A 21,965-nucleotide genomic window follows, 5' to 3' on the forward strand; every position below is an offset into this window, starting at 1 on the left:
CGCAACGCTGACGCTGACGGCCAGTGCCGACGTTGCGCGGGCGCCCGACCAGGTGCGGTTGACCGCCGGGGTGGTGAGCATGGGCGCCACGGCGGCCGCGGCCATGGCCGCCAATGCCGACCGCATGACGGCCGTGCTCGCCGCGCTGAAAGCCGCCGGCATCGCCACGAGGGATGTCCAGACCACCGGGCTCAGCCTCAACCCGCAGTATCGCTATCAGCCCGAACAGCCGCCGGTCCTGACCGGTTATCAGGCCCGCAACGCCATCAGCATCCGCACCACGAAACTGGCCGATGCCGGCAAGCTGGTCGATGCCGCGATCAAGGCCGGGGCCAACGAGGTGCAGGGCCCGGAGTTCGGGCTGGTCAACGCCGATGCCGCCCTGGATGAAGCCCGCACCGCCGCGGTCGCCCGTGGCCGGGCCCGGGCCGAGCTTTACGCCAAAGCCGCCGGCCTGAAGCTGAAGCGCATCACCAGCATCAGCGAAGGCGGCGCCGGACCAGAGCCGGGCCCACGTCCGATGCTGCGCACCGCCATGGCCGAATCGGGTGCCGCGCCGCCGGTGCAGCCGGGCGAAATTTCGCTGTCCGTGCAGGTGACGATGAGCTTTGAGCTGGAACCGCTGCCGTGACCGGCTTCACCCGGGGCTTGCACGAGATCGGCGACGGGCTGTTCGCCTGGCTGCAGCCTGATGGCGGCTGGGGCTGGTCCAACGCCGGCCTGATCGTGGAAGGCACACTCGGCGACGGGGCGGCGGCCCTGGTCGATACGCTGTTCGACACCCAGCTCACCGCCGAGATGCTGGCCGGCATGGAACGTGCCACCGGCTTTGGCGCGGCCACGATCGGCCAGGTGGTCAACACCCACGCCAATGGCGATCACACCCATGGCAACCACCTGCTTGCCAATGCCGAGATCATCGCATCGGAAGCATCGGCCCGCGAAATGGAGGCGTTTTCGCCGGCGTTGCTCGCCCAGATGAAGGCGGCGGGCGCGGCCGGTCAATTGGGCGTGGCCGGCACCTATTTTGCCGAGGTGTTCGCCCCGTTCGATTTCGCCGGCGTGCACGAGCGCGCGCCGACCCGGACATTCTGCGGGCATGACCGGCTGGACGTCGGTGGCCGGGCGGTCGACCTGATCGAAGTTGGACCGGCACACACGGCCGGCGACGTGCTGGTGCACGTGCCGCAGGCGCGCACCGTGTTCACCGGCGACATCTTGTTCATCGAGGGCACGCCGATCATGTGGGCCGGGCCGGTGTCGAACTGGATCGCCGCCTGCGATCGCATCATCGCGATGGATGTTGACGTGATCGTGCCTGGCCATGGCCCGCTCACCGACAAGGCCGGCGTGCGCGAAGTGGCGGAATACCTGGCCTATATCCGCGACGAGGCCCGCGCCCGCCATGCCGCCGGCCTGTCGGCCGCCGATGCCGCACGCGACATCGGGCTGGGCCGTTATGCAACCTGGAAGGACGTCGAGCGCATCGCCGTCAATGTCGACACGCTCTACCGCGAGTTCAACAACGACCCGTCGCCGCCGGACGCCATCCGGCTGTTCGGCCTGATGGGGCAGATCTACTACGACCGGCGCTAAGCCGCGTCAGGCGATCGTCACGCCGCCATCGATCACGAAATTCTGCCCGGTGGTGAAGGCGCCAGCCTTGCCGGCCAGGAACACCGCCATGCCGGCAATCTCGTCAGGCACGCCGATGCGCTTCAAGGGTGCGGTGGCGGTGGAGCGCTTCAGCGTATCGGGATCGTCCCACAGCGCCTTGGCAAAATCGGTCTTGATCAGGCCCGGCGCGATGCAGTTCACGCGCACATTGTCGGGCCCATATTCGCAGGCGAGGTTGCGGGCGAGCTGCATGTCGGCGGCCTTCGAAATGCAATAGGCGCCGATGATGGTCGAGCCGCGCAGGCCGCCGATGGAGGAGACGATGGTGATGGTGCCATCCTTGCGGGCGCGCATGGCCGGGGCGACCATGGAAATCAGCCAGTGGTTGGAGACGATGTTGTTCTGCAGGATCTTGGTGAAGGCTTCATCGGAAATGCCGCCCTGCGGGCCGTAATAGGGGTTGGACGCGGCGTTGCACACCAGGTGATCGATCTGGCCCCATTTGGCGACAGTGGCATCGACCAGCGCCTGCAGACTTTCCTTGCTGGCGATATTGGCCGGCACGCTGATCGCGGCCTCGCGGCCAACGGCGGCGTTGATCTCGTCACGCGCGGCTTCGCAGGCATCGGCCTTGCGGCTGGAGATGACGACATTGGCGCCATGTTCGGCCATGCGGTGGGCGATGGCCTTCCCGATGCCGCGGCTGGAACCGGTGATCAGGGCGGTCTGCCCGGTGAGGTCGAAAAGGGCCGGCAGGGCCATGGATGGTCTCCCCAATTGCGTTGTTTGCCGCAGCTTAGGCTGGTGCCGCAGTGAATGTCACGCCCTACAGATGACAGGTTCATTGCGGCCTGCCATCAAACGTCATGACCGAATCATCGCCCGCAAAACTCTCGTCTGATGGCGTGCGCGCCACCTTGTTGTCGTGCCTGTTCTTTGCCGGGTTCGGCTGCCTGATCCCGTTCCTGCCGCTGTGGCTGGAAAAGGTGCATGGCTTTTCCGGCGCCGAGATCGGTGTGGTGCTGGCCATTGCCGGCTTCAGCCGCGCCGTTGCCGGTCCGGTCACGGCGGCCTGGGCCGATGGCCGCAGTGACCGGCGGGCGCCGCTGTTCATGTTCACGATCCTGCTCACCGCCGGCTTTGCATTGCTCTATTTCCTCACTGGGTTCGTGGCCGTCTTTGCCGTCATTCTGGTGCTCGATATCGCCTATTGGGGCCTGCTTCCCGTCGTCGAAACCGCATTGCTGCGGCTGACGCGCAAGGGTCAGCCAACCTATGGCCTGGCGCGCGGGCTGGCGTCGGCCGCGTTCGTTGTCGGCACCTCCATTGTGGGTGTCCTGAACGACTGGACGGGCGCGTTCTGGCCGATCTGGGCGTTCATGCTGGTGATTTCAGCCTTCATGATTGCCGGCAGCGCCGCCATGCCGCGCGAGCCGCGCCTTGCCCGCGCCGAACTGGAGCAGCCGTTTGGCGAGCGGCTTTCGGCAGGACTTGGCATGCTGCGCAATCCCCGCTTCTCGCTGTTCGTGTTTGCCGCCGGCCTGATCCAGGCCAGCGCCGGTTTCCTTTACACGTCGGGATCGCTGGTCTGGGCCAATCAGCAGGGCATGTCCTCAAAGGAGATTTCGGTGCTGTGGAACATCGGCACGCTGGCAGAGGTCGGCTTTCTGATCTTCCTGGCGAAATGGTCGGCGCGGTTTCGGCCGGAAACGCTGATCGTGGCCGGCGGCATCGGTGCGGTGGTGCGTTGGACGGCACTGGCCGCACTGCCGCCATTCTGGCTGCTGCTGCCGCTGCAACTGCTGCATTCGCTCAGCTTTGCCGCCACCTTCCTGGGCGGCATGCGCTTCATCCAGACCATCTATGGCGATGATCGTGCGCCGACGGCCCAGATGATCTACATGGGCGTTGCCAATGCGCCGACCTATGCCGCGGCCGTGCTGATCTCTGGCCCGCTGTATGACCGGCTGGGCGCGCCGGGCTATCTTGCCATGACGGGCATTGCCGGCCTTGGCCTGGTCCTGGCGGTCATGCTGTGGCGCTACAAGCCGGGCACCGCACCGGCCAGCGCCTGACGTCCAACGTCGCAACGCCTGCTCCCTGTCCTACACGCGCCAATTCTGGCAGAACTGAGAGGGGGGACGCCAAGCCCATGAACAACGCGCCCGGAATCGGAAATTTGTGAAAAACCAGTCGATGCAAAGTCAAATCCTGCACGAACTGTCAAGAATGTCAAAAACGCAGACCGTCGCAATCCGCTCTTTCTCATCTGATGAAACACAGTGATTTCAGCCGGTTGGGTGATATGTTCTAACTGCGCAATTCCTGTTCCGGCTGGCTGGCATATTGCGGCAGCGGGATGGCGGCGGCGGCGGCGCGCAGCGCGTTCGACCAGCGGCTGTTCAATTCGCTGTAATAATCATCGTCCGCCTCGATGCGGTGGATCAGCTCCAGATCGGAGACACCGGTGCGGATGGTGGCGATGTCGATCGGCAGGCCGACGGCGAGGTTGGAGCGCATGGTGGCAGAGAAGCTGATCAGCGCGATCTTCATGGCTTCCGCGATCGGCGTTTCGTGAGTGAGCATGCGGTCGAGCACCGGCTTGCCATATTTGGTCTCGCCAATCTGCAGGAACGGCGTGTCGGACTGGCATTCGATGAAATTGCCAGCGCCATAGATCTGGAACAGGCGCGGCCGTCGCCCGCCGATGCTGCCGGCCACCAGCAATGTGGCATCGGTGTAGATATTGTCATCCTTCACCACCCGGTCGATCTCGGCCTTGGCGTCGGACAGCGCCTGGCCGACCAGTTGCGCGGCGCGGAACACGGTGGGCACGTCGGCCAGCATTTCTTTCTCGCCCGTGTCTGGCATCACCACGCCCAGCGCCACGCGCGACAGCGCGCTCTGCGTGACCGACAGGGAACCGGCCGACGCGCACATGATCACCCGGTCTGGGCCATGCTCCATCACGCGCAGTTTGCGATAGGTGGAGATATTGTCGACGCCCGCGTTGGTGCGGGTGTCTGCCATCAGCACCAGGCCTTCGCGCACGAGAATGCCAACGCAATAGGTCATGAGATCGTCCGGGGTTGCTGTGGAATGGGGCGAATGGATGGGGGCAAAGTCTGCCGCCTGGCCGGGCCGGCGGCAAGCGCGGCGTGTCAGCTCTGGCTCTGTTCCTGGGTCTGCTGGCCCAGTTCGCCCAGGCCGGGGTGGCGGCCGCTGGCCTGTCCAGACGCCTGTGTTGTCACCGCGACGTTCATGGTCTCGGTGCCGCCACCGCGCCGGGCGCCGCGGATGGGGGCAGCGTCGCGATAATCGAGGCCGACGGCAACGCGTAAGTAAGCCTCTGTGGCGCACATGCCGTTGGTGGGATCGAACGCCACCCAGCCCAGATCCGGGATCAGCGCCTCGGCCCAGGCATGGGCGGCCGGCTGGGTGATCAGGCCATCCTGGCGCACCAGGTGGCCAGAGACATAGCGCGCCGGGATGCCGATGCTGCGCGCCACACTGAGGAAGATATGGGCATAATCCTGACAGACGCCGGCCTTGATGGCGAAGGCATGGGCCGCATCGCTGTGGCTGTGGGTGACGTCGGCATCAAAGGTCATGCCGTCGTACAGCAGCCCGGTCAGCCGATGGCAGCTGGCCAGCGCGTCGCCAGCGTCAATCTGCCGGGCCAGCGCCAGCAACGCGTCGTCGGGCCTGGTCAGCTCGCTCTGGCGCAGGAAGGCCATCGCCGGCAGCGGCTCGAACGTGCCGGCCAGCACGCCGTGGCTTTCCTGGGTGTCGACTTCGCCCGAGACGTGCAGCGCCAGCCGCTGGATCAGGCCATCGGGATAGAACATGTGGGTGATGTTGCCGAAGGCGTCCTCGCCGCGCTTCAGATGCCCGTCGCAATCGCTGTCGATGCGCCAGTTGACGACATGCTGGCCTTCATGCCCGGCCGGCTGCACGCGCAGCAGCTGCAACACGTTGCTGGCCGGCTGGGCATATTCATAGACAGTGGAATAATCGACCCGAATGCGCATCGTCAGGGTCCAAACTCAATGAGAGATCGGGTCGTCACGATGTCAGGAGGCCCGATAGGAGTGAGTGAGTGCAGCCGGGTAGCAGAGCTACCCGGCAATCGAACGAGCGCGCTATCGGGCCTCCTGACATCGCCCATAGGGTGGGCAGGAGAAGCGATATGGCGTCGTTGCGGTCGCTTGCCGGGGGGCGAAGCCCCGCCTGCGCGCCCTCGCCTAGCCATATCGCATCTCCTGCCCATGCCGACCCGATCTCTCATTGAGTTTGGACCCTAAACCCTAGAACAGATATTGTTCGGCGATGGCCTCGCCCAGGCGATTGTTGTCGGCGATGAACTGGGTCAGGAACTCGTGCAGTCCGCGGGCGAAGATCTTGTCGATGGTGCCGCCGGCCAGCCTGGCATGGCCAGCGCTGGCCAGCCGGTGGGCCGGGCCGCGACGGCCGCTCTTGCTGGCGAGCAGATCGAGGTGGCGCAAGATGTCGTCGTAACAGGCGGCCAGGCTACGCGGGATCTGGCGGTTGAGGATGAGCAGATCGGCGACCAGCCACGGCTTGACGCTGTCATTGTACACCCAGCGGTACGCGGTCATTGCGGAGACGGTGCGCAGGATCGTCGTCCATTGGAAATAGTCGAGGCTGCCGCCCACCGGCTCGTCGCGCGGCAGCAGCAGGTGATATTTGACATCGAGCAGCCGCGCCGAATTGTCGGCACGTTCGATGGCGGCGCCGAGGTTGGTGAACCAGAAGGCATCACTGCGCAGCATGGTGCGGTGGTTGGCGCCATCAAAGGCCGCGATGGCGTGCTTCACATATTCGATCAGCTGGGCCAGCGTTTCGCGGCTGGAAAGATGCGTGCCGTAACGGCTCACCTCCAGCCAGGCAGTGTTGATCGCCTCCCAGCCTTCCTCGGTCATCGCGGTGCGCACGGCCCGGGCGTTGGAGCGCGCGGCTTCCAGGCAGGAGCGGATCGACGAGCTGTTGGCGGCGTTGAGGGTGAGATATTCGGTCACCTCATGCTCGTCGATGGCCTGTCCGGTGGCGGCAAAGCCAGCGATCTGGCAGGCGGCGGCCAGCGCCGATTCCCAGGCATTGGAGGCGCCGCCATAGGAGGAGGGCAGGGCAGCCAGCCGCTGCGTCGCCTCGATCAGGCGCGCGGTGAAATCGGCCCGCTCGACATAGCGGCCCATCCAGTAGAGGTTCCCGGCGGTGCGGCTTAACATGTCATCATCCGTCGATGATCCACGTGTCTTTCGTCCCACCACCCTGTGACGAGTTCACCACCAGTGATCCCGCCGTCATGGCAACCCGGGTCAGCCCGCCCGGCACGATGCGCACGCCATCTGCGCCGGTCAGCACGAAGGGCCGCAGATCGACATGGCGGGCAGCGACGCCGCCATCGGTGGCGGTGGGACAGGTGGAGAGCGCCAGAGTCGGCTGGGCGATGAATTTCTCCGGGTTGGCCTTCAGCTTGGCGGCAAAGGCCGCGATCGTGGTTTTCGACGCGTGCGGCCCAACCAGCATGCCATAGCCGCCGGAGCCATCGACTTCCTTCACCACCAGTTCCGGCAGGTGATCGAGCACATACATCAGTGCTTCGGGTTCGCGGCAGCGCCAGGTCGGCACATTGGCCAGGATCGGCTCCTCCCCGGTATAGAAGCGCACGATCTCGGGCATGTAGCTGTAGATCGCCTTGTCATCGGCGATGCCGGTGCCGACCGCGTTGGCCAGCGTCACGTTGCCAGCGGCATAGGCGGCCATCAGGCCTGGCACGCCCAGCATCGAATCCGGATTGAACACCAGCGGATCGATGAAGGCGTCATCAACCCGGCGATAGATCACGTCGACGCGTTGCGGGCCTTCGGTGGTGCGCATGAACACGATGTCGTCACGCACGAACAGGTCATTGCCTTCGACCAGCTCGATGCCCAATTTGTCGGCCAGGAAGCTGTGTTCGTAAAAGGCCGAGTTGTACTGGCCGGGCGTGAGCAGCACACAGGTCGGGTGGCCGGCCCGGACCTTGCGCGGGGACACGCTGGCCAGCGTTTCCAGCAGCCTTTCCGGATAGGTCTCGACCGGCGCTACCTTCACCTGGTCGAACAATTCCGGCACCAGTTTCAGCATCACCTCGCGGTTTTCCAGCATGTAGGAGACGCCGGACGGGGTGCGGGCGTTATCCTCCAGCACATAGAAATCGTCGCTGCCGGTGCGCACCAGATCAATGCCGGCAATATGCACCCACACGCCGCCGGGCGGGCTGCGGCCGACCATGTGCAGGCAATAGGCCGGGTTCATCAGCACCAGTTCGGCGGGGACGACGCCGGCCTTCAGGATCTCGCGCGGGCCATAGATATCGGCCAGGAACATGTTGAGCGCTTGCACCCGCTGCTTCAGGCCGCGTTCCAGCCGGTCCCACTCGGCGCGGGTCAGGATGCGCGGCACGATGTCGAACGGGATCAGGCGTTCCGTGGCCTGGGCATCGCCATAGACGGCAAAGGTGATGCCGATGCGGCGGAAGAACAGCTCGGCCTGCGCGCGGCGGGCCGCCATGAGCTCGGGCGGACTGTCGGCCATCCACTGCCGGATGGCGCGATAGGCAGCCGTCACCCCGGCCGGCGAGCGGCTGTCATAGCCTTCACCGCTGCCGAACATCTCGTCAAAGGCCGGTATGGCCTGCATTGCGCCTCCATCCATCGTCTGGGAATTGTTGTGCGAACTGGCCGCGGCCGGCGCAAGGATATTATTGCGTAGAGGTCAGATCAGACCTTGCGCCCGCATCGAGACATGGCCGGTGGCGCCGATGATGACATGATCATGGACGGTCAGGCCCAGGTGGCGGCCGGCCTCGATGATCGCCTTGGTCATCTGGATATCATCGCGGCTCGGCTGCGGATCGCCCGACGGATGGTTGTGGACCAACACAACGGCCGCCGCCCCCAGATCGAGCGCCCGCTTGACGATCTCCCGCGGATAGACCGGCGCGGCGTTCACCGTGCCATCGTTCATCACCTCGTCACGGATCATGATGTTGCGATTGTTGAGGAAGATGACGCGGAACTGTTCGGTGGGCCGCTGCGCCAGCGTGGCGTGGAGATAATCGAGCAGCGCCTGCCAGCCGGAAAGCACCGGCCGGTCGAGCGCCCGGGTCCGCAGTGCCCGCAGCATCACTGCCTCGACGAACTTGATGGCCGCCGCCGCGCTATCCCCCAGCCCCTCGACACGCTTCAGTTCTTCAGGCGTGGCCGCGATCAGCGCGGCGAGACTGCCGAACTCGCCCAGCAGCCGCTTGGCCAGCGGCTTGGTGTCCTGCCGCGGAATGGCCAGCGCCAGCAGATATTCCAGCAGCTCATAATCATGGAATGCATCGCCGCCGCCGGCGAGCAGGCGCTGGCGCAGCCGTTCGCGGTGGCCAGCCGAAGAGGCAGCGTCGTCACTCATGCTGGCAGAAGGCGCAGTCGGATCAGCATCAAGTCCATGATTGCATTGGCGCCTCTGCTTGCCAAGCGGCTCAACTGGGATCGCAATCCTCTTTCTTCTTGCGGCTGCCGAAGAGCCCGCCGATCACGCCGCCCACCGCATCGCCTGCTGTCGGTTTGGCCTCACACTTGGGCTTGGCGCCGCGCCGGCTGGAACGACCGCGCCGATCATCACCGCCCATCATCTCCGCCATGTTCATCCCGGCCGGGCCACCGGCACGGGCAACAAAGCGCGCCTTCACCGCATATTGCTGATCCCAGGCGATCTTCGGATCGGCCGGGCGCGGCGGGAACAGGAAATTCTCTTCCGGCCCATGGGCCACAAGGCTGACGAGGCCATTGGGCGCCGCGGCCAGCACCTCCTTGGGGATGCTGCAACTGGTCTGGGCGGGCGGCATCAGCTGCTTGGTGTTGATCAGGCGGGCGGCTTCGGCCGGGGCGATATAGTCGCCCAGCGCCGAGATGAAGGTCTGGCCTTCCGAGGAGGACCAGAACACCACGGTGGCGCCCTTGGCCGGGTCATCGCCTTCGCCGCCCATGAAGCTGGCGAAATGTCCCGTCGCCTCGGGCAGCTGGTTCCAGCTGAGGCCGATGGCGCCGCCGGGCAGCTTCTTCTGATCGAGGTTCAGCGCCCCCATGAAATCCTTGGTCAGGCTGAAATCGATATCCGGCATATAATTGCCGCGCACCGCGTGGTCGCCGATCAGCGAAGCATTGGCCGGCACGCCCTGGCGGCTGGCGCGATCATCATTGGGCCAATGGCCATAATTGGGCCAAGTCGCCGCCGACGGCCCGCGGGCGATGCGCACCCGTTCCCCGGCAAACAGGTTTGGCGGCACCTGGCCGGCGGCCATCTTGGCAAAATCAAACACCAGGGGCTGGCCGGCCCGGGCGGTCTCCCCACAACCCCAGAACAGCAGCAGCCGGCCCTTGGGCGGCTCGAAATCGGTCGGCTCGGCCTGGGTGGCCACCGGGCGGGGCGGGGTTTTCAGGAACAGGATGTCGCCCATGTTCATGCCGCCAGGGATCAGGTGACGGGCCAGCGGCGGCGGCGCGCTCACCGGCAGCTTGCCACCCAGATCGAGCTGCAGCGATTTCGCCATCGCACCGGGCTGCTGCCCGCTCATCGCCATGCGCATCATGTCGCCGGGTGATGGCATGTTCCCGCCCATGCCAAAGCCGGTCATCGTTTGCGCTGACAGCCAATAGACCGCCTTGGGCGGGATCACCTTCTGCACAATCGGCGCCGGCTTGGCCGCCGGCCGGCGGGCCTGGGCGAGCAGGCCGGCCGGTGTCGCCAAGGCACTGGCTGCCATGACAAGAACGATGATGCGCCGCATGTGCCGTCTCCCCCCGGAATTCGTGCTACCCTGGCTTGCCCGCCGCGATCAGCGCACCGCACAGGCCGCCGATCACCACCCCACCCGGCCCGGTGATGAACAGGCCCAGCATCGGCCCCTGGTTGGCATCGGGCGTCAGCAGCATCGGGCCGAAGAATCCGCCAACAAAGCCGATCAGCCCGCACCAGCCGGCCCCCAGCACGGCCCCGCGCACCAGTGGATGCCGGCTGGCGGTGCCGACCCAGGCAGCAAAACCCACCCCGGCGCCCGCCGCCATTCCCAGCCACGGCCCCAACACGATGTTGGCAGCAATGAAGCCCGCCAATGCCGCCAGCACCACAAGGGCAAATCGTCCGACACTCGCCATGGGGCGGAGCATAACCCTTAAGCGCCGCAAGGCCAATGCTTGCGGCCAAACCGATCGCGTGTCAGGCTTTGGCCAAGAACAAGGACATGACCATGCACAAGGTGGACCGGGTTTTCGGCGAGAAGTTCCTCACTGCCGTCGATGATTTCTATCGCTATGGCGTACACCTCCTCTTCAACGAATGGTGGGAAACCGCACCGCAGGACGCGATCGACAAATATGTCGCCGCCATCACCGAACACCCCGAGCATGGCCCACTGGCCGCCGCCGGCTGGATGGCGCCCGATTTCAGCCTTGCCCAGGTCGCCGATTGTGCGCCCGGCACGCTGGGCGCGGCTTGGCGCGAGCATATGGTGGCGAACGGCCTCGCCGAAAAACTCGCTGCCGGTTACGCCGAGCTGACCGCCGATTTCGACGCCAGCGGCAAGCTCGCCCGGCTGCCGGCCGTGCTCAAATACAAGGTGCTGCGCGGTTACCAGACCCACGATCTCCACCATGTCCTCACCGGCTACACCACCAATCCGCTGCACGAACTCGCCCTGCAGGCCTTCCAGCTGGCCCAGATGGACTATCCCTATTCGGCGATGACCCTCTCCGTCATCATCAGCCACGCCACGCTCGTCGATCCCTGGCTGATCCAGCCGGCGATGGACGCCATCACCGATGGCTGGGCGCTGGGCCGCAAGGCCAAATCCATCCAGTTCATCGATCTCGAGAACCAGATCCACCGCCCTCTGGCCGAGGTCCGCGCCGAATATGGCCTCACCCGCGAAACGCCGTTCGTGGCGATGATGCCCCGCGTGTCGGAACTCGTCGCCCAGGAACTGGTGGTGCAGGAAAAGATGCGCGAAGGGGCGGCGGCCTGAACCCACAATTTCCCGGTTCGCATTTCCAGCGGCTTGCAGTAAATTGCCCTCGAAACGCGCGGGGGCGCGCCAATTGGGGGGAATGAGACATGGCTGGAAATGGCAACGGCATGGGCCAACTCGGCGCCGGCGGCAGCCCGCTGCCCGATGCGGCCCGGGCAGCACTGGAATCCCAACTCGGCGCCGATTTCTCCAACGTCCGTGTCCTCAACAACTCGGCCCTGGTCAACGGCACCGGCGCCAAGGCTTACACCGTCGGCTCCGACATCCACTTCGCCACCGGCGCCTATTCACCCGACACGCCCGAAGGCCGCAAACTCCTGGCGCATGAACTGACCCACGTGGTGCAGCAGGCGCAGGGCCGGTAGTCGGGTTCAGAAAAAGGGACCTCCGGCGGGCAGGGACTTGAGGCCCTGCGCCCGTTCGCTTTGGGGTTGGCGCACCGTCTCCAGCGGCGCGTCTGGCGGATTTGTAGTTTACACAGTTTACACTTCGTGTTGGTTTGGACGTTTTTGAACAGTGTCGCGTCGATTGTGCGCCGCCGGCAGTATAACCGCGCCAGACGCGTGTAGGACAGGCCATCGCTCCACCTTGCACGGCCATCTCCCTAATCTCGTCACTCCGTACTTGATGCGGGGCCCCGCTTTTTTCTGGCACCGCCCTTATTGCGAGCGCCAGCCTGTATCAGCGGTGGTTGAACCGGAACGCAGGAGAGCAGGCGAGATACGCCTGCCACTCAGTACAAGCTGGCGCCGGCATTGGGCGCACCCTTGTAGGCCTAGGAGTGTAGGAATTGAGGAGAATGTCACCTGAGTTTGGTGTCGTTGGAATAGCCGGTGCAAATTTGATAAAGACACTACTTGACTTGCTGGGCTGAGCAAATAGTCTTGGAAACAGTGGCGTAGTAGCCGAGGCGGCGGGGCGCATAAAGTACCGGGCACTCAAAGTGCCGACGGCGTCAAATCTGGAAACAGGTTTGGCGACGCTGGGCCTAAAGCTTAGCGGACACCCTGACTTTCTGCCCCGCCGTCGAATTCCCGCCGAGAAAAAACATGCAGAATGCGTTGAGAACGGAGATAAAACGTCTATCTAGGAAGGCGTTCTATAAAATTCAAAAACAAGCGGAAATCGAACAGAAATATCGTGATCAATTTGAAAAGAGAACTGGCACTACGCCAGGGATCTCTTTGAAGACGGCCAAGCCATTTTTGTCGCGGCACTTCGACCCAGCTTACTGCTCGCGCAATGCTAATTTTCTAGCCAAAGTTATCTGGTACAAGGTCCTTAAAAAAGCATATGAGCCTAGCCCTGCTATGCGAATTGCACTGCCGAAGCCAGATGGCACAAAGCGTCATGTAATGGCGTTTTCCATACCGGATGCGGCTTTGGCTAATGTCGTCTTGCGTCGCACTCGTTCTAGAAACATCAAGCGGCTTTCGCCTTCTTCGTTTGCGTATCATCCAGATAAAAACGTATTTGACGCTATTATATCGCTTCGGGAGTTTGAACCCGAATCTCAGCTATTTGCTGTCCAGATTGATTTTGAAAAGTATTTTGATAACATTCCAAGCTGGTACCTGAAGAAAAAGATTGATGACGCATCATTGATAAGTTTAACGCCTCATGAGCGTCATATTTTTCAACGATTCATCTACCATCGATATGCTGACCGAGAAGATTACGGTAAAGGCGTCTTCGCTCGTAAGCACACTGGAACTCCTCAAGGTTCTTCGGTTTCGCTATTGCTAGCCAACTTGGCAAACCATGAGCTCGATACAGCTCTAACCTCATCTGCCGGAAAATTTGTTAGATTTGCAGACGATGTCGTTGCGTTATGCAATAATTATGAACAGGCCCAAGAAATTGAAAAGTGCTTTTCGCTACATTGTAGAAAAAGTGGTCTCGTAATTAATAAAAAGAAATCCCCCGGTATAGCGATAATTGCGCCATCTGAAGGCGAAATTAGGACATTTTCTGGTTTTGACTATTTGGGCTATCGTTTTACAAATGACGGTTTGACGGTTCCGGATCGTGTGAAGCGAAAGGTTATATTTAAAATATCGCGACTGATAAACCTCTATCTCGTGCATTATTTACATGTTGGCTTTAATAGAGAAAGAGCTGGAGTCGCGCCGGATTATGATTGGGATCTTTTGGGCTGCATCTATGAAATGCGTAACTATTTATATGGCGGGCTCGCTGAAGCTGATCTGGCCGCATTCATACAAGACGGGCTGAAGCTTCCGAGAATGAAGGGGCTTATGGGCTTCTATTGTCTTATAGATGATCCCTCGACCTTTCGCGAAATCGATGGACAAATGCTAAGCCTGCTTAGACGCGCTATGGTTACTAGAAATCAGATTTTAGCTACTAAATACAAGGCGGCCTGTCCGAATCCAAGTAACAGGGCACTGGCAACGGGAGATTGGCTTAACTTGTCCGTTTGGAGGGGAGGTGAGCCGCCGGAGGCGCGTGTTCCGAGCCTTGTCAGGGGATGGCGCGCCGCCCGAAAGCATTTTTTCACGTTCGGCCTCGAGGACGTACAGCCTCCTGGCTACGGTGGATATTCAGCTGCCAATTCAGGAGAGCTGTTCTAATCGGCAGCCGCCCAAAGGAAAGTGGGTGCAGGGGCTCAGCCCCTGCCCGCCGGAGGCCCCTCTTTTACTCCGCCGCTGGGAGATAAATCTCCCCGCCCTTCGCCCGGAACTCGGCGCTCTTTTCTGCCATGCCGGCTTCCAGCATCTCGGCGCTGTTCTGCTTGGCCGCGTAATCGCGCACGTCCTGTGTGATTTTCATGCTGCAGAATTTCGGCCCGCACATGGAGCAGAAGTGGGCCACTTTCGCGCCTTCGGCCGGCAGGGTCTCGTCGTGGTAGGCGAGGGCGGTTTCCGGGTCCAAACTCAGGTTGAACTGGTCGCGCCAGCGGAATTCGAAGCGGGCGCGGCTCAGCGCGTCGTCGCGCAGTTGGGCGGCGGGGTGGCCCTTGGCGAGGTCGGCGGCGTGGGCGGCGAGTTTGTAGGTGATGACGCCGACTTTCACGTCGTCCCGGTCGGGCAGGCCGAGATGCTCCTTGGGCGTGACGTAGCAGAGCATGGCGGTGCCGAACCAGCCGATCATGGCGGCGCCGATGCCGCTGGTGATGTGGTCATAGCCGGGCGCGATATCGGTGGTGAGCGGCCCGAGCGTGTAGAAGGGGGCTTCGCCGCATTCTTCCAGCTGCTTTTCCATGTTCACCTTGATCTTGTGCATCGGCACGTGGCCGGGGCCTTCGATCATCACCTGGCAGTCGTGCTCCCACGCGATCTTGGTGAGCTCGCCCAGGGTTTCGAGTTCGGCGAATTGGGCGCGGTCGTTGGCGTCTGCGATGGAGCCGGGGCGCAGGCCGTCACCCAGCGAGAAGCTCACATCATAGGCGCGCATGATCTCGCAGATCTCGCGGAAGTGGGTGTAGAGGAAATTCTCCTTGTGGTGCGACAAGCACCATTTCGCCATGATCGAGCCGCCGCGGGAGACGATGCCGGTGACGCGGTTGGCGGTGAGCGGCACATAGGCCAGGCGCACGCCGGCGTGGATGGTGAAATAATCGACGCCCTGTTCGGCCTGCTCGATCAGCGTGTCGCGATAGACTTCCCAGGTCAGGTCCTCGGCGACGCCGTTCACCTTTTCCAGTGCCTGGTAGATCGGCACGGTGCCGATGGGCACGGGGCTGTTGCGCAGGATCCATTCGCGGGTGTTGTGGATGTTGCGGCCGGTGGACAGGTCCATGATGTTGTCTGCCCCCCAGCGGGCGGCCCAGACCATTTTTTCGACCTCTTCCGCCACCGAGGAGGCGACGGCGGAGTTGCCGATATTGGCGTTGATCTTCACCAGGAAATTGCGGCCGATGATCATCGGTTCGGCTTCCGGGTGGTTGATGTTGGCCGGGATGATGGCGCGGCCACGGGCGATTTCGCTGCGCACGAATTCGGGCGTGACATAATCGGGGATTTCGGCGCCAAAGCTTTCGCCGTCGCGGATCAGGCCGTCGCGCTGGGCACGGCCGATATTCTCGCGGATGGCGACATATTCCATTTCCGGCGTGATGATGCCGCGGCGGGCATAGGCGATCTGGGTGACGGCGGCGCCGGCCTTGGCGCGCAGCGGGGTCTTCACGACGTTGGGGAATTCGGCGACGTCGGCCTTGCCGCCCGGTACGTTGGCAACGCCGTTATCCTCGGGCTTCACTTCGCGGCCTGGGTAGCGTTCCACGTCACCGCGGGCTTCGATCCAGGGGGTGCGCAGCGGCGGCAGGCCGGCGGCGATGTCGATGGTGGCATTGGCGTCGGTGTAGGGGCCCGACGAGTCGTAAATCCGCACCGGCGGCTCCTTGGCCGACGGATCGAGCGCGACTTCGCGCATGGCGACGCGGATATCGGGATGGATGGTGCCGGCGACGTAGATCTTGCGGCTGCCCGGCAGCGGCCCGGTGGTGACCGGCATTTCCAGCTTTGAATTGATATCGGCCATGGTCGCGCGCCTTCCAAGAAAACGGATGGGGGGCGGGCCAGACGATAACAGCGGCCAATCCCTCCCTCCGCCGGTGTCAACCGGATCAGGTTCAGCGGGTTGCGCGTCGCGCTCTCAGCCGCACTTGCGGCACCCCGGGGAATGGCTCTGGATTAGGCCTGTGTGGACCAGTTGGCAAGGCCGCGATCGGTGCCGCACAGCTTGTCCCAGAAGCGGAAATAGAGGCCGTAGTTGCAGTTGTAGTGGCGGTGGTGGGCCTCGTGGTGGCTGGCCGAGATGAAGTGGCGGCCGAACCAGCCGTTGACCCAGGATTTGGGGAACATTTCCCAGCCCATGTGGTTGGTGACGCCCATGATGGTGGCGACAGCCATCACGACGCCCAGCGCGCCGATGTGAATGGGGATGAGGAAGATCAGCGCCGGGATGAGGATGGCGCCGGAGATGGCTTCCCAGGGGTGGAAGCTCATCGCGGCCCAGGCCGTTGGGGGCCGGCTCGCGTGGTGGACGGCGTGGGCGGCCTTGAACAGGGCGGGGCGGTGCATCCAGCGGTGGGTCCAGTAGAACCAGCTGTCGTGCAGGAACAGATAGGTGAGGATGGAGAGCGGCCACCAGGCCGCCTGCAGGGGCGTGTCCACGCTCACCATGATCTGGGTGAGGCCGTGGCCGCGCCAGGCCTCGATGGCGAGGCCGGCGGGGATGGCGTAGATGACGGCGGAGATCAGCGACCAGCGGATTTCAGCGCTGATCTGGCGCTGGCGCTTGTCGGGATCGGCCGGGCCGGCCTGAAGCCCACGCGCCCGCGTGAGCCAGGCAAAGCCGCCCGACACCGCGAGGTAGCGGACGGCGATGATGGCCGCCATCGAGAGGACGGCGAATGCAAAGGTGGTGGCGGTGTTCACGCCGGCGGGTGTAGCGCCTGGGCCTTGCAGCGCCAAGCGGCAGCACGTCGCGGGACGATCGCCAGGCCTATAGGCTGAGGATGCCGAACGCGCGCAGCAGCCAGACGATGACGGCGATGATCACCACGATGTTGATGATCGACTTGATGGTGCCATCCATCGGCAGCTTGTTGTTGATCAGCCAGAGCAGGACGCCGACGACGATCAGGATGATGATGGTTTCGATGAGCATGTATGGCCTCGCAAGGATGGTGTTGCGGGGCAGGATAGAGATTTGGCCCACAATCGCGCGTTGTGGCTTCTACCTGTGGGCAGGCCGGGGCCTGAGGGAAGCTACCCAAGGCACGGTGGCGGCGGGGTGGAAATGGTGGAGCAGAGGGGGATCGAACCCCTGACCTCAGCAGTGCGATTGCTGCGCTCTCCCATCTGAGCTACTGCCCCGCACCAAATCCGGCCTCCCATTCGGGAGGGCCGCCGATATAGCGCGGCGGCGGCGCTTTGCAACAGGCGAGTTTTCAGCCGAAGCCGTTGGCGAGATAGGTTTCGGCGATGGCTGCGTGCAGGGCGGCGCCGCGGGCCATGGCGCTTTCATCGAGGTGCATGTGATTGGAATGCAGGCCGCAACAGGCCCGCCAGTCAGCGCCTTGCTCGGCGACGCCCAGGAAGAACATCGCGCCGGGCACTTTTTCCAGCACATAGGCGAAATCCTCGGCGCCCATGATCGGGTTGGCCAGCGTCTGCCAGGCGTCCTCGCCAAACAGGCGCTTCGTCACCGCTTCGCCCAGCGCCACGGCGCGGCCGTCGCAGTTGGTGACCGGGAAGCCGGGGATGATCTCCACGGTGGCGCTGGCGCCGTGAGCGGCGGCGATGCCCTGGGCCAGGCGGGGCAGGCCGTCGTGCAGCTTCTGGCGTGTGGCGGCGCTGAGGGTGCGCATCGTGCCATAGAGCAGGGCGGTTTCGGGGATGACATTGTCGGTGGTGCCGGCACTGATCTGGCCGATGGTAATGACGGCGGGATCGAAGACGCTGACCTGGCGGGTGACGAAGGTCTGCAGCGCCAGCGCGATTTCGCAGGCGATGGGCACGGGATCGAGCGCGTCGTGCGGCATGGAGGCATGGCCGCCGCGCCCGGTGACGATGATGCGCAACTTGTCGTTGCTGGCGAGCAGCGCGCCGGTGCGGCCGCCGACAACGCCCCACGGCGCGTTGGGCATGATGTGCAGCGCGAAGGCGGCATCGGGCAGCGGGTTGAGCAGGCCATCGTCGAGCATGTAGCGGGCGCCGTGATGGCCTTCCTCGCCGGGCTGGAACATGAACATCACGCTGCCCGCCAACTGCTCCCGCCGTTCGCACAGCATGCGCGCCGCGCCGGCCAGCATGGCGACATGCGCATCATGGCCGCAGGCGTGCATAGCGCCGGGGATGGTGCTGGAAAAATCGAGGCCGGTCTCCTCTGGGATCGGCAGCGCATCGGTGTCGCCGCGCAGCAGCACGGTGCGGCCGTTGGCGGGGCCTTTCAGCGTGGCGATGATGCCGCTGGTTGAAGGCCCGGTGCGGATCTCGAGCGGCAGGCCGGCGAGTGCCGCCATGATCTTTTCGGCCGTGCGCGGGTTGTCGAGGCCCAGCTCCGGTTCGGCGTGGATAGCGCGGCGCAGCGCGGTCATGTCGGGAAGGGCGGCTTCGGCGGCAAGGTTCCAGTCGATCATGCGTGGCAGCGTAACGCCTTCCCTTGGCCGCCGCCACCCGCTACGCGGCCCCCATGCAGCATGATGCGATCATTCTGGGCGCCGGCGGGGCTGGCCTGTTCTGCGCGGCCACCGCCGGGCAGATGGGCGCGCGTGTGCTGGTGATCGATCACAACCAGGAACCGGGCAAGAAGATCCTGATTTCCGGCGGCGGCCGCTGCAATTTCACCAATATCGGCGCGGTGCCGGATCGTTATCTGAGCGAGAACAGGCATTTCGCCCGCTCCGCCCTGTCGCGTTACACGCCGGCAGATTTCGTCGCGCTGGTGCAGCGGCATGGCATTGCCTTTCACGAAAAGACGCTGGGGCAGTTGTTCTGCGATGGCTCGGCAAGGCAGATTGTTGCCATGCTGATGGACGAATGCGCCGCTGGCAGTGTCGATTTCGCCTTTGGTGCTGCCATCAGCGATGTGACACACGCCGATGGAAGCTTCGCCGTTACCACCAGCGCCGGCGTGCATACCGCGCCCAACCTGGTGATTGCCACCGGCGGGCCGGCGATTCCGAAACTGGGCGCGACCGGCTTTGCCTACCAGTTGGCCAAGCAGTTCGGGCTGAAGATCATTCCGCCGCGCCCGGCGCTGGTGCCGTTCACGCTGCCGCAGACGGAGAATCTGTTCCGCGAACTGGCCGGGGTCGCTGCCGAGGTGGTGGCCAAGGCCGGCAAGACGGCGTTTCGCGAAGCGGCGCTGTTCACCCACAAGGGCCTGTCCGGCCCGGCCATGCTGCAGGTGTCGAGTTACTGGCGGCACGGCGAGGCGATCGCGGTCGATTTCCTGCCCGATGCGCCGGCAGACTGGCTGATTAGCGCCAAGCGCCAGCGCCCCAAGGCGGGCCTGAAATCGGTGTTGGGCAGCGCGTTGCCGGAGCGGCTGGCAACGGCGCTGGCCGACACGCTGGGGCTACCCGGTGAGATGGCCAGCCACAAGGACAACGCCCTCGTCGCTGCCATGCAGCACCTGAAGGCCTGGGCCTTCCGCCCCGATGGCACCGAAGGCTTTGCCAAGGCGGAAGTGACGGCGGGCGGCATCGACACCGCCGGGCTGAGTAGCCGCAGTATGGCGGCCAATCACATTGAAGGGCTGTTCGCCATCGGCGAGGCGGTGGACGTTACCGGCTGGCTGGGGGGCTATAATTTCCAGTGGGCCTGGGCCTCTGGCCATGCCGCCGGCCAGGCCATCGCGGAGAGAGTGCACGCATGATGAGTTATGACGAAGTGGTGCTGGGTCGCCGCAGCATCCGGGGGTTCCTCGACAAGCCGGTGCCCAAGGAATTGATCAAGGAAATCCTGACCATGGCGATGCGCTCGCCGTCGTCGATGAACACCCAGCCGTGGAACTTCACCGTGGTCACCGGCGAGCCGCTGGATCGCATCCGCGCTGGCAACACCGAGCGCAATATGGCCGGCATCCCGCACAGCCGCGAATTCCGCACCGGCACCGCGTTCGAGGGCGTCCACCGCGAACGGCAGATCGGGGTGGCCAAGCAATTGTTCAGCGCCATGGGCATCGCCCGCGACGACGCGCCGGCCCGGATGGACTGGGTGCTGCGCGGTTTCCGCCAGTTCGATGCGCCAGTGTGCGTGATCATCACCTATGACAAGGTGCTGGCCGGCAGCGACGACACGCCGTTCGATTGCGGCGCCGTTTCCACCGCGCTGGTCAACGCCGCCTGGTCGCGCGGTCTGGGCGCCGTGATCAACAGCCAGGGCATCATGCAATCCCCGGTGGTGCGCGAACATGCCGGCATTGCCGATGACCAGGTGATCATGAAGGCGATCGCGATTGGCTGGCCGGATGAGCGTTTCCCGGCCAACGCCGTGGTGTCCGAGCGCAAGAGCGTCGACGAGGCGGCGCGGTTTGTCGGGTTTGACGACTGAATTCGCAGTGGTCCGGTGCCGCTTTGCCGGCTAGCCTGCCACGATGATCCGATTTGCCCTTGCTGCCGCCTTGCTGTTCATCACGTCAAGTGCGTCGGCCAGGGAACGGCCTGCCATTGTCGGCGTCTGGCTGGTGAAGGACAGCGCAGCGCCATTCCCCTGGCACATGTACGTGTTCAATGCCGATGGCACCATGCAGCAGGCCAACCCTGACGCCGGCAACCCGCGAACCAGCGACAGTGACGGCAAGGGCGTGTGGAAACTGGTCGGCAAGCGGGTGATCGGCAAGTTCGTCGAGATCACCGCAGATCGCGCCACGCACAGGTTCATCGGCATTGGCGAGATCAGCTTCGACCTGGAAGTGAAGGGCAATCGCCTTGAAGGCAGCGGCAGTGCGCGCTTCTATGATGGCGATCACAAGCTGATCGACGGGCCGTTTGCCACCAGCTTCGTGGGAACCCGCGTCACTGCGGAGTGACTTTGGCCGCGGCCTGCCTGACCATTGCCTATTCGACGGTGATGCCGACCACCCGCCAGGCGTCGCCTTCCTGCGCCAGTGATAACGTCTCGATGGTGTCGGGCTTGCCGGCAAAGCGGCTGCGGAACTTGACCACCCAATAGCCATAGGGCGGCGCCGGGGCATATTCGGCGCTGACCAGGGTTCGGCCGCTGGGCGCACCGAGGGGGCCATGCACCTTGGCCGCCACCTCGGCCCATTTCGCGCTGCTGTTCAGCGCCTTGAAGGCCTGGCCGGTGGCATTCCAGCTGCCATCCCAATCCCGGGCATCAACGAGTGCGAGGAACTGGCGAGCAGCTGTCACCGGAGCAGACTCCGTGGCAGCGGCGGCTGGCGCCGGCGGCGCGGCGGCGGGGGCGGACATGGTGGCAAGGGCGATGGCGGCAAGGATGGCGGACATGGCAACGGCTCCGGTCTTCCAACGCGGCCACGGGCTGTGGCCAGCGATCTGGTGCTCCTGAACCTGCGCCAGCATGGTCGGCGCGGCGTCCCCCAATTCCCTGTCCGTCACTTTTTCGGGGGTGGCCGTATCTGCGGCGAGCAACAGGCGGGCCGCCTCCCGGCTGCTCGATACGCCCAGCTTGCGCCGCGCATCGCGCAGCCGTTCATGGATTGTGTGGACCGAAAGCCCAAGGTGACGGGCGATGCTCTTGGCGTCATGGCCTTGCCCCAGCAGGCGCAATGACTCTCGTTCCTTTTCGGTCAGGGCGTGCAAGCCGGGGCGCAT

22 protein-coding genes, 1 tRNA gene and 1 riboswitch are annotated in these 21,965 nt (G+C 64.1%); of the genes, 9 read left to right on the forward strand and 14 right to left on the reverse strand.

Translation table 11 applies throughout. The features are described from left to right. Together GJ693_RS03595 and GJ693_RS03600 are read left to right on the forward strand one after the other, a co-directional pair. Nucleotides 1-631: SIMPL domain-containing protein (locus GJ693_RS03595; RefSeq protein ID WP_156254972.1), on the forward strand; the 631-nt coding region annotated here is incomplete at its 5' end. Continuing rightward, a complete protein-coding gene (locus GJ693_RS03600) occupies nucleotides 628-1,596 on the forward strand; it encodes an MBL fold metallo-hydrolase (protein ID WP_197041941.1) in 969 nt (322 codons plus the stop codon). The genes GJ693_RS03595 and GJ693_RS03600, both read left to right, overlap by 4 nt. Before the next feature lie 6 nt (nucleotides 1,597-1,602). Here GJ693_RS03600 and GJ693_RS03605 read toward each other — a convergent pair whose 3' ends face one another. Then, nucleotides 1,603-2,379 (reverse strand): SDR family NAD(P)-dependent oxidoreductase, encoded by a 777-nt coding sequence (locus GJ693_RS03605; RefSeq protein WP_156254973.1) that lies wholly within the window; start codon nucleotides 2,377-2,379, stop codon nucleotides 1,603-1,605. A 104-nt stretch (nucleotides 2,380-2,483) separates the two neighbouring features. Here GJ693_RS03605 and GJ693_RS03610 point away from each other — a divergent pair, with 104 nt between their 5' ends. Beyond that, a complete protein-coding gene (locus GJ693_RS03610; protein ID WP_156254974.1) occupies nucleotides 2,484-3,692 on the forward strand; it encodes an MFS transporter in 1,209 nt (402 codons plus the stop codon). Nucleotides 3,693-3,927: 235 nt separating this feature from the next. On the opposite strand, the gene GJ693_RS03615 is transcribed toward GJ693_RS03610, so the two are convergent. The 7 genes from GJ693_RS03615 to GJ693_RS03645 form a co-directional block, all read right to left on the reverse strand. Beyond that, nucleotides 3,928-4,692: a peptidase gene (locus GJ693_RS03615; protein ID WP_156254975.1), complete on the reverse strand. Its 765-nt coding sequence runs from the start codon at nucleotides 4,690-4,692 to the stop codon at nucleotides 3,928-3,930. An 86-nt stretch (nucleotides 4,693-4,778) separates the two neighbouring features. Further along, on the reverse strand, nucleotides 4,779-5,648 hold the full coding sequence (locus GJ693_RS03620; protein WP_156254976.1) for a transglutaminase family protein: 870 nt from the start codon (nucleotides 5,646-5,648) through the stop codon (nucleotides 4,779-4,781). 276 nt (nucleotides 5,649-5,924) lie between these two features. After that, nucleotides 5,925-6,866 (reverse strand): alpha-E domain-containing protein, encoded by a 942-nt coding sequence (locus GJ693_RS03625; protein ID WP_156254977.1) that lies wholly within the window; start codon nucleotides 6,864-6,866, stop codon nucleotides 5,925-5,927. A gap of 4 nt (nucleotides 6,867-6,870) precedes the next feature. After that, nucleotides 6,871-8,322: a circularly permuted type 2 ATP-grasp protein gene (locus GJ693_RS03630; RefSeq protein ID WP_197041942.1), complete on the reverse strand. Its 1,452-nt coding sequence runs from the start codon at nucleotides 8,320-8,322 to the stop codon at nucleotides 6,871-6,873. A 75-nt stretch (nucleotides 8,323-8,397) separates the two neighbouring features. Then, complete coding sequence (gene radC, locus GJ693_RS03635; RefSeq protein WP_156254978.1) at nucleotides 8,398-9,081, reverse strand: RadC family protein; 684 nt, start codon at nucleotides 9,079-9,081, stop codon at nucleotides 8,398-8,400. 70 nt (nucleotides 9,082-9,151) lie between these two features. Then, nucleotides 9,152-10,459 (reverse strand): hypothetical protein, encoded by a 1,308-nt coding sequence (locus GJ693_RS03640; protein WP_156254979.1) that lies wholly within the window; start codon nucleotides 10,457-10,459, stop codon nucleotides 9,152-9,154. 25 nt (nucleotides 10,460-10,484) lie between these two features. Then, on the reverse strand, nucleotides 10,485-10,826 hold the full coding sequence (locus GJ693_RS03645) for a hypothetical protein (RefSeq protein ID WP_156254980.1): 342 nt from the start codon (nucleotides 10,824-10,826) through the stop codon (nucleotides 10,485-10,487). 86 nt (nucleotides 10,827-10,912) lie between these two features. Between GJ693_RS03645 and GJ693_RS03650 the strand changes: the two genes are divergently transcribed. The 3 genes from GJ693_RS03650 to GJ693_RS03660 all read left to right on the forward strand — a co-directional run bounded on the left by GJ693_RS03650 (nucleotide 10,913) and on the right by GJ693_RS03660 (nucleotide 14,289). Continuing rightward, a complete protein-coding gene (locus GJ693_RS03650) occupies nucleotides 10,913-11,692 on the forward strand; it encodes a Coq4 family protein (RefSeq protein WP_197041943.1) in 780 nt (259 codons plus the stop codon). Nucleotides 11,693-11,781: 89 nt separating this feature from the next. Further along, entirely contained in the window at nucleotides 11,782-12,060 is a 279-nt protein-coding gene (locus tag GJ693_RS03655; protein WP_156254982.1) for an eCIS core domain-containing protein, read from the forward strand. 684 nt (nucleotides 12,061-12,744) lie between these two features. Further along, nucleotides 12,745-14,289 (forward strand): reverse transcriptase domain-containing protein, encoded by a 1,545-nt coding sequence (locus tag GJ693_RS03660; RefSeq protein WP_156254983.1) that lies wholly within the window; start codon nucleotides 12,745-12,747, stop codon nucleotides 14,287-14,289. Nucleotides 14,290-14,353: 64 nt separating this feature from the next. Here the strand turns inward: GJ693_RS03660 and thiC are convergent, their stop codons facing one another. The 5 genes from thiC to GJ693_RS03680 all read right to left on the reverse strand — a co-directional run bounded on the left by thiC (nucleotide 14,354) and on the right by GJ693_RS03680 (nucleotide 18,803). Continuing rightward, nucleotides 14,354-16,198 carry a phosphomethylpyrimidine synthase ThiC gene (gene thiC, locus GJ693_RS03665; protein WP_156254984.1) on the reverse strand — a complete coding sequence of 615 codons (1,845 nt, stop codon included), beginning with the start codon at nucleotides 16,196-16,198 and terminating at the stop codon, nucleotides 14,354-14,356. A gap of 45 nt (nucleotides 16,199-16,243) precedes the next feature. Continuing rightward, nucleotides 16,244-16,345: riboswitch (TPP riboswitch) on the reverse strand. 5 nt (nucleotides 16,346-16,350) lie between these two features. Continuing rightward, entirely contained in the window at nucleotides 16,351-17,058 is a 708-nt protein-coding gene (locus GJ693_RS03670) for a sterol desaturase family protein (protein ID WP_156255000.1), read from the reverse strand. Nucleotides 17,059-17,164: 106 nt separating this feature from the next. Further along, nucleotides 17,165-17,329, reverse strand: coding sequence for a Thivi_2564 family membrane protein (locus tag GJ693_RS16740; protein WP_197041944.1), 165 nt, complete (start codon nucleotides 17,327-17,329; stop codon nucleotides 17,165-17,167). 133 nt (nucleotides 17,330-17,462) lie between these two features. Further along, nucleotides 17,463-17,538 (reverse strand) — tRNA-Ala (locus GJ693_RS03675). Between the two features lie 74 nt (nucleotides 17,539-17,612). After that, entirely contained in the window at nucleotides 17,613-18,803 is a 1,191-nt protein-coding gene (locus GJ693_RS03680) for a M20 metallopeptidase family protein (RefSeq protein WP_156254985.1), read from the reverse strand. A 53-nt stretch (nucleotides 18,804-18,856) separates the two neighbouring features. Between GJ693_RS03680 and GJ693_RS03685 the strand changes: the two genes are divergently transcribed. Genes GJ693_RS03685 through GJ693_RS03695 form a run of 3 tightly spaced genes read left to right on the forward strand, consistent with a single transcriptional unit; the run spans nucleotide 18,857 to nucleotide 21,199 of the window. Next, on the forward strand, nucleotides 18,857-20,044 hold the full coding sequence (locus GJ693_RS03685) for a BaiN/RdsA family NAD(P)/FAD-dependent oxidoreductase (protein WP_156254986.1): 1,188 nt from the start codon (nucleotides 18,857-18,859) through the stop codon (nucleotides 20,042-20,044). Then, the gene (locus GJ693_RS03690) at nucleotides 20,044-20,721 is read left to right on the forward strand and encodes a nitroreductase (RefSeq protein ID WP_156255001.1); all 678 of its coding nucleotides are present in this window, start codon (nucleotides 20,044-20,046) and stop codon (nucleotides 20,719-20,721) included. The genes GJ693_RS03685 and GJ693_RS03690 overlap by 1 nt, the downstream gene beginning before the upstream one ends. A 43-nt stretch (nucleotides 20,722-20,764) precedes the next feature. Beyond that, nucleotides 20,765-21,199: a hypothetical protein gene (locus GJ693_RS03695; protein ID WP_156254987.1), complete on the forward strand. Its 435-nt coding sequence runs from the start codon at nucleotides 20,765-20,767 to the stop codon at nucleotides 21,197-21,199. A gap of 28 nt (nucleotides 21,200-21,227) precedes the next feature. Here the strand turns inward: GJ693_RS03695 and GJ693_RS03700 are convergent, their stop codons facing one another. Further along, nucleotides 21,228-21,965, reverse strand: a complete 738-nt coding sequence (locus GJ693_RS03700) for a helix-turn-helix domain-containing protein (RefSeq protein WP_156254988.1) — start codon at nucleotides 21,963-21,965, stop codon at nucleotides 21,228-21,230.

This window comes from Sandarakinorhabdus oryzae, assembly GCF_009733735.1.
Lineage (GTDB): Bacteria > Pseudomonadota > Alphaproteobacteria > Sphingomonadales > Sphingomonadaceae > Sandarakinorhabdus > Sandarakinorhabdus oryzae.